13 protein-coding genes are annotated in these 14,179 nt (G+C 68.5%); 1 reads left to right on the top strand and 12 read right to left on the bottom strand.

The window, feature by feature from the left end; translation table 11 throughout:
• Window positions 1-179 precede the first annotated feature (179 nt).
• Together DFR29_RS04570 and DFR29_RS04565 are read right to left on the bottom strand one after the other, a co-directional pair.
• The gene (locus tag DFR29_RS04570; RefSeq protein ID WP_133817381.1) at window positions 180-572 is read right to left on the bottom strand and encodes a hypothetical protein; all 393 of its coding nucleotides are present in this window, start codon (window positions 570-572) and stop codon (window positions 180-182) included.
• Window positions 569-3,871, bottom strand: coding sequence for an nSTAND1 domain-containing NTPase (locus tag DFR29_RS04565; RefSeq protein ID WP_133817380.1), 3,303 nt, complete (start codon window positions 3,869-3,871; stop codon window positions 569-571). Before DFR29_RS04565 ends, DFR29_RS04570 begins: the two co-directional genes overlap by 4 nt.
• Window positions 3,872-4,328: 457 nt before the next feature.
• Between DFR29_RS04565 and DFR29_RS04560 the strand changes: the two genes are divergently transcribed.
• Window positions 4,329-4,625, top strand: coding sequence for a hypothetical protein (locus DFR29_RS04560; RefSeq protein ID WP_133817379.1), 297 nt, complete (start codon window positions 4,329-4,331; stop codon window positions 4,623-4,625).
• 58 nt (window positions 4,626-4,683) lie between these two features.
• On the opposite strand, the gene DFR29_RS04555 is transcribed toward DFR29_RS04560, so the two are convergent.
• The 10 genes from DFR29_RS04555 to DFR29_RS04510 all read right to left on the bottom strand — a co-directional run bounded on the left by DFR29_RS04555 (window position 4,684) and on the right by DFR29_RS04510 (window position 14,044).
• Window positions 4,684-5,013 carry a YnfA family protein gene (locus tag DFR29_RS04555; protein WP_133817378.1) on the bottom strand — a complete coding sequence of 110 codons (330 nt, stop codon included), beginning with the start codon at window positions 5,011-5,013 and terminating at the stop codon, window positions 4,684-4,686.
• 119 nt (window positions 5,014-5,132) lie between these two features.
• The gene (locus tag DFR29_RS04550) at window positions 5,133-6,224 is read right to left on the bottom strand and encodes a WD40 repeat domain-containing protein (RefSeq protein ID WP_133817377.1); all 1,092 of its coding nucleotides are present in this window, start codon (window positions 6,222-6,224) and stop codon (window positions 5,133-5,135) included.
• Window positions 6,225-6,749: 525 nt separating this feature from the next.
• Window positions 6,750-7,007: a ubiquinone biosynthesis accessory factor UbiK gene (gene ubiK / locus DFR29_RS04545; protein ID WP_133817376.1), complete on the bottom strand. Its 258-nt coding sequence runs from the start codon at window positions 7,005-7,007 to the stop codon at window positions 6,750-6,752.
• A gap of 198 nt (window positions 7,008-7,205) precedes the next feature.
• The gene (locus DFR29_RS04540) at window positions 7,206-8,165 is read right to left on the bottom strand and encodes a DMT family transporter (protein WP_133817375.1); all 960 of its coding nucleotides are present in this window, start codon (window positions 8,163-8,165) and stop codon (window positions 7,206-7,208) included.
• 48 nt (window positions 8,166-8,213) lie between these two features.
• Window positions 8,214-9,038, bottom strand: a complete 825-nt coding sequence (locus tag DFR29_RS04535; RefSeq protein ID WP_133817374.1) for an AraC family transcriptional regulator — start codon at window positions 9,036-9,038, stop codon at window positions 8,214-8,216.
• Between the two features lie 43 nt (window positions 9,039-9,081).
• The gene (locus DFR29_RS04530) at window positions 9,082-10,857 is read right to left on the bottom strand and encodes a tetratricopeptide repeat-containing diguanylate cyclase (RefSeq protein ID WP_243745966.1); all 1,776 of its coding nucleotides are present in this window, start codon (window positions 10,855-10,857) and stop codon (window positions 9,082-9,084) included.
• A gap of 70 nt (window positions 10,858-10,927) precedes the next feature.
• The gene (locus tag DFR29_RS29615; protein ID WP_208113506.1) at window positions 10,928-11,350 is read right to left on the bottom strand and encodes a hypothetical protein; all 423 of its coding nucleotides are present in this window, start codon (window positions 11,348-11,350) and stop codon (window positions 10,928-10,930) included.
• 2 nt (window positions 11,351-11,352) lie between these two features.
• Window positions 11,353-11,922 (bottom strand): GNAT family N-acetyltransferase, encoded by a 570-nt coding sequence (locus tag DFR29_RS04520; RefSeq protein WP_133817372.1) that lies wholly within the window; start codon window positions 11,920-11,922, stop codon window positions 11,353-11,355.
• Window positions 11,919-12,716 carry an SAM-dependent methyltransferase gene (locus DFR29_RS04515; protein WP_208113505.1) on the bottom strand — a complete coding sequence of 266 codons (798 nt, stop codon included), beginning with the start codon at window positions 12,714-12,716 and terminating at the stop codon, window positions 11,919-11,921. The genes DFR29_RS04520 and DFR29_RS04515 overlap by 4 nt, the downstream gene beginning before the upstream one ends.
• Before the next feature lie 209 nt (window positions 12,717-12,925).
• The gene (locus DFR29_RS04510) at window positions 12,926-14,044 is read right to left on the bottom strand and encodes an NAD(P)H-dependent flavin oxidoreductase (protein ID WP_133817371.1); all 1,119 of its coding nucleotides are present in this window, start codon (window positions 14,042-14,044) and stop codon (window positions 12,926-12,928) included.
• Window positions 14,045-14,179: the final 135 nt, after the last annotated feature.

Below are 14,179 nucleotides of genomic sequence, written 5' to 3'. Positions count from 1 at the left end.
CTGGCTCATGCCGCGATGGTGGCGCGCGTACGTTCAGCGCGCTTCGTCGGATGGCCTGCTACCGCGTCGGAAAGTTCTGAATGCGCTGGAACCCGCAGGGTTGCCTTGGTGCCACCGGCCAGCTCGCCGCAGCCTGGGCGGGCACGCCACGCCCAGGCTTGCAGCAGTCGCGCAGCCGCTCAGCTGCCGCCGGCTACCGGCGGACGCGGGATATTGATCACCTGCGGATCGCAGATAAAGCTCTCGCCGGTCTTCTCGTCATAGGCCAGCACGGCGACCTGGATCAGGTATTCGACGGTGTTCTTGTTGGTCACACTGACCGAGCGGCCGTCGGCATTCACCCGGACGTTGACCAGCTGGCTGAAGGAGTCGCTGCTGACCATGCCGGTGACGATGATGGTACTGGCGGTGTCGGCACCAAGCTCGAACGTCATCTCCGTGTCGGGCTCGTCGATGGTGATGATGTTGTCGTTGAAGGAATAGAAATACTTGCCGGCGCCGGTGTTGCCGCCGTTGTCGACGCGCGCGACGTTGAGCGTGACGGTTTTGGTCGGCGGTGGGTTCGTGCTCATGGCGTGGATGCTCCCAAGGGGTGATCGGAAAGAAACCGGACATGGTCCGGATGGCGAAACCCTGCGGTCTCGAGTTGCTTAGCGAGCTTCTGTGCCTCGGCAGATCGTCCGAGCAGGACCAGGGTGCGCATGCGCGCATCCAGTGCCGTTGCCTCGTCGTTCGGACCCGCCTTCTGCAGCAATGCCAGCGCCTGTTCCGCGTCGCTGCGCGCGGCCTCGGCGTGGCCCTGGCGCAGCTTGGTTTCGGCGCGTGCGGTGAGCACCGCGACATGCAGCGTGGTATCGGCGGACTCGCCGCCGAGGTCGCGCAGCAGGTTGTCGAGGTCTTCCGCCGCGGTCGCGTCGCCGCCGGCCTGGCGCAGCAGGGCCAGGCGGAAACGCGCGGTGAGTTGCAGGCGTTTGGCATCGCTGCTCGGCGTGGCCTGTTCGCTGCCGCTGGCCAGTTCACTCAGGCCGGCGCGCTGCAGGCTGGCGGCATGGACACGATCGCCGGCCAGCTCTACCGCAGTGCCGGTATGAATCGCGGCAAGGGCGGCGTTCTCGCGCCATAGCGCATTGCTAGGGTCGGCCTGGGACAGGTCGAGCAGGCTCTTGCGTGCCTGCTCGTAGCCGGCGACCGCCTCGGCAACCTGGCCCTGGGCCAGGGCCAGCCGCGCCACATGCATGCGCGCAACCGCTTCGCGATGGCGCCAGCGCTGGTCGTCGGGATGACGCTGGCGCAGCGCCTGCAGGGCATCGAGTGCTTCGCGATGGTGCTGTGTGGCAGCAGCGATGGCGGTTTCGGCTTCTTCCACGCTGCCGATCCAGGTCAAGGTGTCGGCCAGGTCGGCGGACACGCCTTCGTCGTCGGGCCGTTGCGCCAGCACGCGCCGCTTCAGTGCAGCCGATTCGCCAAAGCGGTCGCGCGCCGCATCCAGGCGGCGGCCGCGGAAGTCCAGCGTGGCGAGGTTGTTCTGCGCATAGGAAAGTTCCAGCAGCGCCTGCGCGTCGTCAGGCTTGAGCTCGACCAGGCGGCGCGCGGCTTCGGCATAGCGCTGCCACTGCGCGCCGGCACCGGCGTAGTCGTCGCTCTGGAACGGAATCTGGCCCAGCCAGAACGCCGCATTGCCCAGCTCCAGCCAGGCATCGGCATTGTCCGGTTCCAGCGCAGCGAGTTTCTCGGCCAGGTCGCGCGCATGCGCGAACGCCTCGTTCGCGGTGGTTTCGCCGCGGGCCAGGCGGATCTCGCCAATCTGGCGCGAAGCGCGGATGCGCAGCAGCTGGGTGGTGGCATTGCCGTCGTCGCGGGGCAGCGACACCAGATAGCGCATGGCTTCGTTGCCGACCGAGTCGAGTACGTCGAGCTTGCCCAGCGCGCGCAGGCGCTCGGTCAGTTCGCCCAGCATGAAACCGACCAGGCCTTCCGCCTGTACCCGGCGCTGGTCGGCTTCGGCCCGCGCCAGAGCTGCCAGCATGCCGGCAATGCCGGCAGCCAGGCCGAACACGACGACGCTGGCGATCGCGGCGAAACGCAGACGGCGCTGGCGCTGGGCGCGCAGGGACGATTCGCCGACATAAGCCCGCGTATCCGCATCCAGCGGCGTATCGGCATCAGCCAGCAGCTGGCGCGCGTCGTCGAGCTGGGTACCCGGCGGCAGCAGGAAATCGCGCCGGCGGCCTTCGTCGCGCCAGCGCCGGCATGCGGCCGCGACACGGGCACGCGACAGCAGCAGGCGGCGGTTCTCGGCGACCCAGTCGCGCGCGCGCGGCCAGTTGCGAAACAGCGATTCGTGCGCGGCGGCAAAGCCGGCGACGCCGCCGGTCAGGTCGGACACGAACAGGCGCTGTTCGACGAAACCCTGCGCCAGGGCGCGCGTATCCGCGTCGTCGATGGCAGCCCAGGCGACGCGCCGGCCGACCGGCTGCGCATCGTCCGGACCCAGCGCCACCATGGTGCGCAGCAGGGCCGGCAGGCGCCGCTGTGCGGCCGGGAGCAGGCTGGCGAAAGTTGCCTCGGCGCGCTGCGCCAGGGCACCTTCCAACCCGCCGATGGCGCGGTAGGCCTCGAAGCTGAGCACGCCGGCGTCGTTGCGCCGCTGGTAGATCTCGAACAAGGCATGCTGCAGTAGCGGCAGCGGCTGCGGCTGGCGCACGGCGTCGTCGCGCAGCACATCGTCCAGGCGCAGCGCCGTGGCCTCGTCCACTTCGAAGCGCAGGCCGGCCGCCGCGGCCGGCGCCCGCACGATCTGCGCCAGTTCGCCCGCGTTGAGCAAGGCCAGATCGAAAACGCCGCTGCCGGTTTTCAACGCAACCAGGGCCGGCACCTCGGCAATGCGCGGATAGAAATCATTGCGGCACAGGGCCAGTGCAGTGACACGGCCGCCGGCAAGCAGGTCGGTCAGCGCGGCGAACAGCCGCTGCAGGCCCTGCAGCGGCACCGGCCCGGCGGCGAATACGCGTTCCAGCTGGTCGACCAGGATCACCAGCATGCCGTGCTGGTCGCCGCCGTAGGGAATCCGCCGGCGCTGCAGGCGTTCCTCGATCAGCGCGGCCAGCGCGCTGCTGCCGCTGGCCAGGGCATCGATGAGGAAATCGCGCTCGCCCGGCAGGAACAGCGCTTCGCCCCCGACCTGCCAGGCCAGCATCGCATCGGCCAGGGCGGCGTCGGCGTCGTTGCCGACGCGCATGGCGTCGACTTCGCTGATGGCCACCGCCTGGAAGCCGTCGAAGCCGCCGGGCTGGGTCAGCAGCGGCAGCACGCCGGCGTGGATCAGCGAACTCTTGCCGCTGCCGCTGGGGCCGAGCATGAGCAGGAAGCCGTGCCCCAGCCGGGTGCGTTCGCGCAGCCGTGCCAGCACGTCGGCCTGGGCGCCGCTGCGGCCGAAAAACACGGCGGCATGGTCGGCACCGAACGCGCCGAGACCGACGTACGGGCTGCCGCTGGTCCAGCGCGGCACGGCGGCGACGTTGCCGCTATAGCGTTCCGGAAAGCTGACGGTGGCAACGATGCGGTAGCCGCGCTTGCGGATGGTGGCGATGTAGCGCGGCTCGGTTGCGCTGTCGCCGAGCGCCCGGCGCAGCTGGGCAATCGACTTGTGCACCGGGTTGTCGCCATAGAAGGTGCCGCGCCAGCATTCGATCAGCAGCTGTTCGGCGCTGACGGTTTCCTCGGCGCGCTCGCACAGCACCACCAGCACGCTCATCAGCTTGGGTTCCAGCGTCACCTTGCCGGCGGGTCCCTCCAGCACGCACTCGTCCGGCAGGACGATCCAGTCGCCCAGACGGAAACGCGACACGATGGAATGGCCGGTGGCAGTCATTAAGCCAATGCGCTGAATCCCAAAGGCGCGAACGTATAACAGAGCGCGCCGTTGAAAAGTACCTTGTCGTATCGCGAACCGCTCCAGCGGCTTCGCGCGAGGCGGCGGCGCACGGCTTGGCCGGCCGGCCGGACTTCGCCCGCCGCCGTGAAGCGATTCGCGCCAGGCTGCTGCAGCGGCGGGCAAACCCTCGCTCACCCCACCTGCCGCGAACCTTACGCCAACCTGCCCGCCGTCGCGCCGGCCCAATGCTGGCGCGGTTTTCAACCGTAAGGTTTCCGTAAGGCAGGCCAGCGCTGCGACGGCGCAGATTCGCTTCACCGGGGCTCCGAAGGCACCGGTACCGCGAACGGAACTCCCGCACTCCGAGCGCGGTTGCGCTGCCCAGCGGGACTGGCGGTCCCGACCCGCCCGTCCCGCCGGACAGCGCCACCACCCAACTGCCTGGGGAAAACACATGGACCGGCTTACCCGTACCGCGACCAACGAACGCTCCACCGGCCCGGCCGACCGTAACAACTACGCGCCGGCAGCGATGACCGCGCCGCGCGAGGAACATGGCTTCAGCGATCGCCTGGCCGCACCGCGCTATCGCGCCGACCGTGGCGACCTGGCCGCACTGATGCTGCTCTACGGCGCCGCCCTGGCCTGCTTCCTCGTGGTTGCCTCGGCGTCCGGCGCGCCGACGGCGCAGCAGCCGGCGCTGGCGCCGGCCCACCTGGCGGTGTCGCTGGATTCGACCGACCGGTCCTAAACGCTACCCGTTCTGCCGGCCGGGACGGCTCAGCCCCGTATTTGCCGGCGACCGCCGGTCACGCTGCCCGCGGCCCCAACAGCATCAGGGCGGCGCCGATCAGGCAGATGACTGCGCCGATGCAATCCCAGCGGTCCGGCCGCACACCTTCCACGGCCCAGAGCCAGGCCAGCGACGCCGCGATATAGACGCCGCCGTAGGCCGCATAGGCGCGGCCGGCGGCGGCACTGTCGACCAGGGTCAGCAGCCAGGCGAACAGGGCCAGCGACAGCAGGGCCGGCAGCAGCCATAGCGCAGACCTGCCCTGGCGCAGCCATAGCCAGAAGCCGAAGCAGCCGGCGATCTCGGCCAGCGCTGCGGCCACATAGACAAGCCCGGTCTTTGCCATGCAGCGCTCGCGCGGACGATAAGGGCGGAATGTACAACGGCCGTTGCCTGGCGAACTCCATCGCACTGCGGTCCGGCGCAATTCGCTGCTCCATCGCCCCGCTGCAGGGGCAGTGCGGCTTATTGCTGGGTGCGGAACAGGAAGATCTGATAGGCCGCCGCCGCGAGCAGCGCGGCATCGGGCGAAGCGTCGATCGTCGCGCCGCCGGCATCGGCGATCCGGCTCATGCCGGTCGGCAGCAGCTTGCCGGCGCGAACCTCGCCGCGCCACAGCAAGCCTTCCTCGGTGCTGGCGAAAAAAAGCACGCCGGCGCTGCCGGCGATCAGTTCGATGTCGAAATTGAAGACCTGGGCTCGCTGCCGGTCCAGCGCCAGGTTGATTGCGTCGCTGAGCACCGGCTGGCCGCTGGACAAGTCGAACAGCCACAGATTGCGGTCTGTCCCGCCGACGGCGCAGTTGGCCACCAGCAGCCAGTCGCCGGCGATGGCCAGGTCGTTGATGCCGCGCTGGGCGCCGGGGTTGTAGCGCCAGCGGAATACTTCGCGGCCGGCGGCCACGTCGATGCCGACAATATCGCCGTCCTCGGACGCAGCAACCAGCCGGCCCTCGCGCCAGGGCACCAGGTCGCGGATGTTGCGCAGAGGGTGCGGCGCCGCGATCGGTACCGGCGAATGCAGGTCCAGGCTATGGCGCAGCGTGTAGCTGCCCAAGCGCCGCTGCCACAGCAGCAGGTAGCCGCTTTCGTGGCCGCTGGCGAACCAGCCTCCAGGCCCCTGGCCCAGCGCCAGGCCACTGTTCGCGCTGCCAAACGACGCCGCATAGGACAGGCGCCGCCACGGATGGAAAATTCCCTTCCGATCGGTTTTCCATAATGCGATGGCCGCCGCACCGTCGGACATGGCCAAGGTGCGCGCATCAAGGGCGCTCAGCATTTCGATGCCACGGCCGCCGGGCAGGGTCCAGGCCTGTTCCGCCATCGGCCCGAACTCCCCGGCGGCGGGCGTGCGGAACACCGATACCGTGCCGTCCCAGCGCCCTACGGCAAAGCGCCCGGGGGAAATCCAGTCCAGTACCTGGGCACGGTTGTAGGTCGTGGCGGCGGGCGCGAGCGGCGGCAGCGGCAGCTCCTCGGCTGATGCGATGCCTGCGCCTACCATGAGCAGCAGGCTGGCCAGTCGGCCGGCAAGGCGGTACAGCTGGCGTAATGACACAGACGTACTCCGGCAGGGACACGCTCACGGGAGGCCGAACTATAGCGGCGCGGAAAATCCCCGTGTGCCCGATGGCGGCCGCACGCGGCGAGGGCAAAGCGCGCGCGTCGCAACCCGCCGGTACGCGGAATGGCGCAATCACGTAGGCGCGATGAGCAGCGCGAATTGCGCCGCGAGGGTCCGGGACGGGGCAGCAGGCGGATGGACGGCGATGGTGCAATTCACGTTGCTCATCGCACCCTACGAATCACACCCGAGGAATTGCAGTCAGCGGCAGGCCTTGGCCCGGAGGTGGAGGTGGAGATAGAGGTGGCCATCCCTGGCCATTTTCCACGCGGCCAGACGAATCTGGAGCCGGCGGAGTCCGTGACTGATGGCGATTGCAGTCCTTTACGGGCGCGCCTGCCCTGACCGGTGCATCCTGCGCCGGGTCCATCGGGGGTTCGGTAGTGAATCGGTGCCGCGCAGAGCACAACCTGGGCTGCCTGCGGCTACCCGCGACGACGATGCCGTCGCTGCAAGCGCTCAGGTCTTGCCGGACTGCAGCTGCTGTTCCAGCTGCGCCACGCGCGCTTCCAGGGCTTCGACTTTTTCGCGGGTACGCAGCAGCACGCTGCGCTGCACGTCGAATTCGTCGCGGGTTACCAGATCGAGCTTGCGCAGGCCGCTGCGCAGCACGTCCTTGAAATTGTCGGCGAGATCGGAACCAACGCTGCTGACACCCGGAGGAATCAACTCGGTAAGGCGGCGGGTGAGTTCGTCCAGGGTACGTGCATCGATCATCGGGTTCTCCACCAGCGGTTGCTTTGCGCATCGACGCGCGAACCCATCACGGCCGGGTACGCTGGCGCTGCGAATCGGGGTCGACCTCCGATATGCCCTTAGTCTAGCGGCTGAACGCGGATTTGGCCTCAGGAAAGCGCTGACGCGCATCTCGGAAAATTCCGAGTAGCGTTTTGCTGGCTGCAAGCGCCGCCGTGCTCAGGCACTCGCGGCAATGGGTTCGGGTTTCACCCGCACGGCCCAGACCACGCCGGCAATCAGCAGGGCAATGCCGGCCACGGTCAGCGGTTCGGGCAGGCGGCCGCGCAGCAGGAAGGCATAGCCCAGTGCAGCCAGGGTTTCGAACACGATCAGCTGGCCGGCCAGCAGGGTCGGCAGGCGCTGGCTGGCCTGGTTCCAGCACAAGGTGCCCAGCCACGAAGCGAACAGGCCGATCGCAAGCATCAGGCCGATGAACACGCCGGGACGCGGCCCGAACGGCAGGGCAAAGGAACTGTTTCCAATGTGCATTATTAACCAAAGCAGCAGATACCCGGCCAATGCCAGCGGCAGCGTGACCAGGCCCTGCGCGGTGGCCCAGGCACGCGGGCTGCGGCCCGGGTGGTCGCGCAGCCAGTCGGCATTGCGCAGCGGATACCAGGTCCAGCAGACGACGGCGACCAGGGCCAGCGCCGCGCCACCGAGATAACGCCAGGGATCGGCCGCCGGATCGTGGCGCAGCGCCTGCAGTTCCACCTGGTTGACGCAGGCCACGCCCAGCGCGATGAGCAGCAGCGACGGCGCCAGCCGGCGCCAGGGCAGGCGCCCATCGCGTCCGGCATTGCGCCGGTTGGCGCTGATCGCAATCAGTACCGGCAAGGTGCCGATCAGCATGGTCGGCAGCGGAGCGCCGGCACGCTGGATCGCCGCGGCCAGGCAGACGTAGTACAGCAGGTTGCCGACCGCCGAGAGTTTCAGCGCCTCGATCCAGTCGGCGCGGCGCAGGCGGCGCAATTCGGCCCGGTCCAGCCAGGCCAGCGGCAGCGCGATCAGGCCGAAGGCGAGATAGCGGCCGACCGACTGCAAGGCCGCCGGATATTCCGGCAGCAGCAGCGGACCGATGAAGACCAGGCCCCACATCAGGCCGGCGATGAGTGCGTACAAGGTTCCGATCAACATGCGGCGAGCATGGGCTGCCGCGGCCTGGGCTGTCTTGCAGCAGATTGCTCAGCCGCGCAACTGGCGCTGGTAGCGCGCCGGCGTGACGCCGTAACGCCAGGCAAAGGCGCGTGTCAGATGGGCCTGGTCGGCCAGGCCGGTAGCCGCAGCCACCTCGGCTGGCGCCCGCCCCTGGCCGAGCAGGCGCTTGGCCTTTTCCAGGCGCAGCGCCATCAGCATCTGCTGCGGCGTAGCGTGGTGGCAGGCGCGGAACTGGCGCAGGAAATGGAACGGGCTCAACTTCGCCACGGCGGCCAGCTGCTCCAGTGTCACGCGCTCGGCAAGATGGGCATGCAGGTAGTCGATGACCGCAGCGAAGCGCGGCATGGCCTGGGCTGCCGGCGGGCGAGGCACCTGGGCATGGGGCCGCAGCAGCGCCAGCAGCTCCACCAGCAGGCTGTCGAAAGCCAGCGGCGATTCGGCCTGCCACAGCCGTTGCAGCAGCCGGCCGGTCTGGCGTGCGCGCGCCGGATCGCAGACCACCGCCGCGTCGAACCACCAGTCGCGCTCGCCGCTGACGGCGTCGAGCACAGGTGCGTCGATATAGATCATGCGATAGCGCCAGCCGCCTTCGGTTTCGGCGCGGCCGGTGTGCAGGGCGTCAGGGTTCATCAGCACCAGCGAGTCCGGCGGCGCCAGGTGATCGGCACCGGCGTAGCGGAAGCGCTCGACGCCGGCGTCGATCGCGCCCAGGCCGAAGGCGGCGTGGGTATGTGGCTCGAACGCGTGGCGCACGATATGCGCGCGATACAGCTCGATGCCGCTGCGATGCGGTGCATGGCGGAACTCGGCCGCGTCGCTGGGACAATCGAAATGGGCGGGGACGCCGTGCATGCGCACACCATAGTGGCTGCGCGGCGCAATTACACCGTTGCGCTCAACTCAGCGGCGTGACGCTACCCAGCAGACGGTCGCGCTGCGCATGCAGCGGCGTCGCAGCGACGGTGGCAGGCGAGCCGTCGAAGGTTGCCACGCGGTCGCGCCCGTCGAGCTTGGCCTGGTACAGCGCCGCGTCGGCGCAGGCCAGCAGCTGGCGCAGCTCGTGGCCGGCCTTGCGCGTGGAAGTGACGCCGAAACTGGCCGATACGCTGAATTCGCCGAACGCGCCGTCGGCATTGGCTGCAGTCACGGCACGGCGCAACTGTTCGGCCAGGGCCACGGCCCTGGCCTCGTCGTAGCCGATCAGCAGAATGGCGAATTCCTCGCCGCCGATGCGGCCGAAGTACTGCTCCGGCCTGAGGTAGGTGCGGCAGGCAGCCGTCACCTTGCGCAGCACGTGGTCGCCGGCCGCATGGCCGTGGCGATCGTTGATCACCTTGAAGTGATCCAGGTCGAACAGGATTACGGCAGCTTCGCCGCCGGCCCGGCGGCATTCGTCCAGCGCACGGGCCGAGGCTTCGAGGAAATGCGGCCGGTTGGCGATCTGGGTCAGGCCATCGCGCTGCGACAGCCGGCGGAAATACAGCTGGCGGCGCTTGGTATAGAACGCCCACAACACGAGCATCAGCAGCACGGCGATGAGCAGGGCGATGTACAGGCGGCTGGTTTCCACGGCCTTGGCGCCGAGCTGCTGTTCCAGCTGCAGCACCTGGTTCTGCTTGTTCAGCGCCTCGATCTGCAGCTTGGTCGCGGTGGCCTGGTGGCGCGCCATCTGGTAGGCGAGCGAACGCGCGCTGATGTCGTCGAAATTCTGCTTGTCCGCCTCGGCGTATTTTTCGTGGTAGGCCAGTGCGGACTTGGTGTCGTTCTGCTGCAGCGAGATGCGGTAGAGCAGGCGGTAGGCCGCCACCAGCGAATCGGTCACTTCCTTGGGCAGGCGCTTGTCGATCGCACGCAGGGCGTAGTTGCGCGCGCGCGGCAGGTCGCCCAGCTGCCAGTACGATTCGGCCAGCAGCACGTCGAACTCGGAAATGATGCGCAGATAGCGGGTTTTCTGCACTTCCTCGTAGTTGCTCTCCAGCACATCCCTGGCTTCGCGGTAACGTGCCTTGTCGATGAAGGCATGCGCCTGGAAGCTGCGCACGATGCTGGCGAACACCGCCTCGCCGTGGCGTTGGCAGGCTTCGATGGCGAAGCTGACGTCTTCGCCATCCGGTTCCAGCCGCTTGGACTTGTACAGCGATTCCACGCGCAGCTCGCGCGCGATGCATTCGCCGCGCAGGCCCATGCGTTCGTGCAGCAGGCGCGTGCTGAAATCCAGCCCCAGTTCGTACTGGCCGGCCTGGTTGTTGAGCAGGGCCGCGGCGTGCAGGCCTTGTTCGCGCGCCAGCAGGTCGGTGGTCTGCGGCATGCGCTCGACCAGCAGGTCCAGGTAGGTATAGGCCTCCAGGTAGCGCCGCGCGATGGTTAGGTTGCTGACCAGACTGGCGGTGGCGCGAAACTGCAGCACCGAGTCGTCGGATTCGGCGATGACCGATTTGTACAGCGGAATCGCGGCCTCGTAGTCGCCGGCATAGCCGCGCTCCCAGGCCTTCAGATAGTTCAGGTATTGGCGCTGGGCCGGACTGAGCGGCTGGTCCGCGGCGTCCATCTCGCCCAGCATGGCGGCGAAGCGCGCGTAGTTGGAACTCTTCAGCGCGTCGGCTTCGCGCAGGCGGTTATCCAGCTCGCCGGGTTGCAAGGCGATGACTGCAGTGGCCAGCAGCAATGCCACCAAGGCCGCGACGCCGACCCGGATCCGCGACCGCAAGCGGCCGGCGACCGTGTCGGCGTCGCGGCGCTGCTCAGGCTGCGGCAACACGGCCAGCCGGCGCGGCGAAACGGATTTCTTCCTCGTCCTTGTCGCCGCCGAACGCAGCGGCGAGGCGGATTTCTTCCTCGTCCTTGTCACCGCCAAGCGTGGCGACGCAACGGATTTCTTCTTCATCCTTGTCGCCGCCAGACACGGCGGCGAAGCGGATTTCTTCCTCTTCCTTGTCCTTGTCCTTGCTCGGCGCTTCTTCTTCGGCCGGCGCCATGCCGCAGACCACGTTGGTGCGTGCGCCCAGCACGGCTTCCAGGCGGCGCTGGTCGCCGGCCAGGATGGCGGCGTGAAGCTCGGGGTCCACGGCCTGCTGGCTCAGCGCGGCTGCCAGTTCGGCAGTCGAGGCATGCCGCAGTTTCGCTTCGCGACCCATCTTTTCCAGGAACTCGATGACGTTGGACATCACTACTCCTTTGACTGGCTGGTGCTGCTACGGTTACGGGAAACTGGCCTGTTGAACAGGAACATGCAAGACGATGCCGCGGCCCCTCCGGTATCGCCTCCCGCTTGCGCAGAAAAACCCGCCCGCCGCGCCGCACGACAGGCGGCGAGGTTGGCAGAATCGGTCTGCCCATACAGCTGATCGATAGGCAGTTCGCGAAAGCTCCAGGCCATCACCGCCTGCAGTCCTTCGCGCGCGATGCCGCTGGCATGCGCTTCGCGCCGCAGCATGAGCCCTATTTCCGCGCGCTTGTGTTCCAGGTCGATGTCACGCACGGCGCAGACACCGAGCGCGTGGTCGTGCTGCCGGTCGTACAGGCTGAAATACACGTGTCGCGGCGGCTGCCGCGCCGCGGCCGACACGGCAGCGCGGAAACTGCGCCGCGCCTGCGGCGCATCCAGCGGCGGACCGATATGGCGCATCAGCCGCGCATCGGTATACAGGCTGCAATACAGCGCTTCGTCGGCCGCGCAGAGGCTGCGCACGCGCAGGCGCTCGGTCTCGAACGCAGCGCTGGCAGCAACGGCATTCATGCGTAGCCGATGTCGCGATCGAGCTGGCGCAGGCGCTCGCGCACCTCGCGGTTGGGTTCCAGCTCGCGTGCCGGCGGCAGCACCACGGTGGCGTGCAGATCGATCTCGGCCGCTACCAGCCCCTGCAGCGTGGTGTGCTCGATGCGCGGAGTGTGGATAGGCAGCGTGGCCACCTTGTAGATGACAGCCGGATGCGTGCGCGGGTAATCCTGCGCCAGCACATCGACCAGAATCTCGCGGTATACCGCCGGCGTGGAAAAGCGCGCCAGCGACTGGTCGCCGGCAATGCCGACCTGCCACAGCACCAGATAGGCCGAGGTATCCAGGCGGCGGCGGTAGAACATCAGCTGGCTGGCTTCGAAATGCTGGCAGCCGACGCGGCCGGGGTCGATGCCCAGATCGGCGTAGAGGCAGTCCTCGGCGGAAATGCCCGGCTCCATGTGCGCGGCAAACCCTTCCGCTCGCGCCCGTTCGATGGCGCGATGCGGCGGCAGCGCGAACACGCCGGGATGGCCGTAGAAGGCACCGACCACACGCTTGCCCTGGCGCACTTCGGCCAGCATCGCCTCGACCATCTGCTCGTAGGTGTGCAGGCGCGACTGGCCTTCGCGGTAATACGGCTGCAGGCTGCGCACATCCGCATGCAGTCGCTGCAGCCACAGCTCGACGACGCCGTCGGAAACGCCGGCAAACACCACGTCGGCCTGTTCGATATGACTGCGCGCGAGCGGGCTCAGGTGCGAGCCCAGCGTCATGCCCAGGCCCACACATACCAGGCTGCCCAATTGCGCCATGAATTCCTCCGTCCGGTCCGTTCCCCTGCCCCCAGGGCAAGCGCTGCCGCGCGCTGCCACGAACCGCTGAAGACAGAACTTATGCGCAATCGCCGCGCAACGGCAAGTGCGCTGTTGCGGCGCGAATTCGCCGGCGGCCGCAGCCGCGTTAGGCGGGCGTGAAGAACGCCGCGGCGCTGGGCGTGGCGTTTGGGACTTTTGCTACTTTCTCACTCTTGCTCCTGCCGGCCGGCCAGGCTTCCCAGGCGGGCTATCGCCTGTTGCGCCTGGCTCATCAGCCGCGCGATGTAGTCCGCCGCCGCCAGGGGTTCGCCGCGGCTGAGCAGGGGTGCGGACTGTCCGCTCCACAGCGACATCAGGTCACCGCGGCCCTGGGCGATGGCGGCGGCGCGCAGGCGGCCGCTGAGCCAGCCCTGGATTGGATAGGGCGCAGTCGCCGCTGCGCCGATCTCGTGCATGAAGCGATTGCGCAGGCCACGCGCAAGCCGGCCGCTGAAGGCGCGGGTGAGCGCGGTATCGCCAGCGTCTTCGCCGAGCAGGCGGCGCCTGTGCAGATCATGCGTGCCCGACTCGCGGCAAGCCAGGAAGCCCGTGCCGATCTGCACTGCCTGCGCGCCCAGTGCCAGCGCGGCAGCGATACCGCGGCCGTCGGCAATGCCGCCGGCGGCCACGACCGGCGCGGCCACTGCGTCGGCGACCTGGGGCAGCAGGGCCAGGGTGCCGGTCAGGCAATCCTCGGCCGGACGCAGGAACGACACGCGGTGGCCGCCGGCCTCGAAGCCCGTGGCGACGACGCCGTCGACACCGGCCTGGACCAGGGCCAGCGCCTCGGCCGGTGTCGTCGCCGCACCCAGCGTGAAAATGTCCAGCTCGCGGCAGCGCGCCAGCACATCGGCGGCCGGTATGCCGTAGACGAAACTGAAAACCGCCGGCCGCGCCGCCAGCACCGCGTCGATCTGCTGCGCATAGGGCGGCGCATAGCGCGCCGGCGGCGTGGGCAGGGGCAGGCCCAGTTCGGCGAAATACGGCGCCAGCGGCGCGAGGTAGGCGGCAAATTGCGCCGCATCGGCGTGAGCCTCGTCGCTGCCGTCGTGGGGAATCCACAGATTCAGGGCAAACGGCCGCGCGCTGCGGGCGCGGATATCGGCGGCTACCGCAGTGATCGCCGCGGCTTCCAGATGATGCACGCCGAAGGAGCCCAGGCCACCCGCCTCGCTGACCGCCACGGCCAGATCCACCGACGACAGCCCGCCGCCGAACGGCCCCTGGACCAGCGGCAGGGACAGATCCAGCCGACGCATCAGTTCGCTACGTTTCCACATGTTCATGGGCTTGCTCCTGCTAGGACAGATTCGGAAAACCCACCTGGACCGCCAAACAATCCCACGCCCGACAGCACGCCGGCGGTGGCAATCGCTGGCCTGCCGCACGACCCGTGCTGCATCGCTGCAGGCGGTGCACAA

This window comes from Tahibacter aquaticus (assembly GCF_004363655.1).
Taxonomy (GTDB): Bacteria; Pseudomonadota; Gammaproteobacteria; order Xanthomonadales; family Rhodanobacteraceae; genus Tahibacter; species Tahibacter aquaticus.
This window is presented reverse-complemented; position numbering and strand designations above follow the sequence as displayed.

What these genes read in the sequence shown, in the direction of transcription:
- DFR29_RS04560 (WP_133817379.1), top strand. Translation starts at nt 4,329, where the DNA reads ATGGACCGGCTTACCCGTACCGCGACCAACGAACGCTCCACCGGCCCG.
- DFR29_RS29615 (WP_208113506.1), bottom strand. Translation starts at nt 11,350, where the DNA reads ATGTCCAACGTCATCGAGTTCCTGGAAAAGATGGGTCGCGAAGCGAAA.
- DFR29_RS04540 (WP_133817375.1), bottom strand. Translation starts at nt 8,165, where the DNA reads ATGTTGATCGGAACCTTGTACGCACTCATCGCCGGCCTGATGTGGGGC.
- DFR29_RS04565 (WP_133817380.1), bottom strand. Translation starts at nt 3,871, where the DNA reads ATGACTGCCACCGGCCATTCCATCGTGTCGCGTTTCCGTCTGGGCGAC.
- DFR29_RS04510 (WP_133817371.1), bottom strand. Translation starts at nt 14,044, where the DNA reads ATGAACATGTGGAAACGTAGCGAACTGATGCGTCGGCTGGATCTGTCC.
- ubiK (WP_133817376.1), bottom strand. Translation starts at nt 7,007, where the DNA reads ATGATCGATGCACGTACCCTGGACGAACTCACCCGCCGCCTTACCGAG.
- DFR29_RS04570 (WP_133817381.1), bottom strand. Translation starts at nt 572, where the DNA reads ATGAGCACGAACCCACCGCCGACCAAAACCGTCACGCTCAACGTCGCG.
- DFR29_RS04520 (WP_133817372.1), bottom strand. Translation starts at nt 11,922, where the DNA reads ATGAATGCCGTTGCTGCCAGCGCTGCGTTCGAGACCGAGCGCCTGCGC.
- DFR29_RS04535 (WP_133817374.1), bottom strand. Translation starts at nt 9,038, where the DNA reads ATGCACGGCGTCCCCGCCCATTTCGATTGTCCCAGCGACGCGGCCGAG.
- DFR29_RS04515 (WP_208113505.1), bottom strand. Translation starts at nt 12,716, where the DNA reads ATGGCGCAATTGGGCAGCCTGGTATGTGTGGGCCTGGGCATGACGCTG.
- DFR29_RS04555 (WP_133817378.1), bottom strand. Translation starts at nt 5,013, where the DNA reads ATGGCAAAGACCGGGCTTGTCTATGTGGCCGCAGCGCTGGCCGAGATC.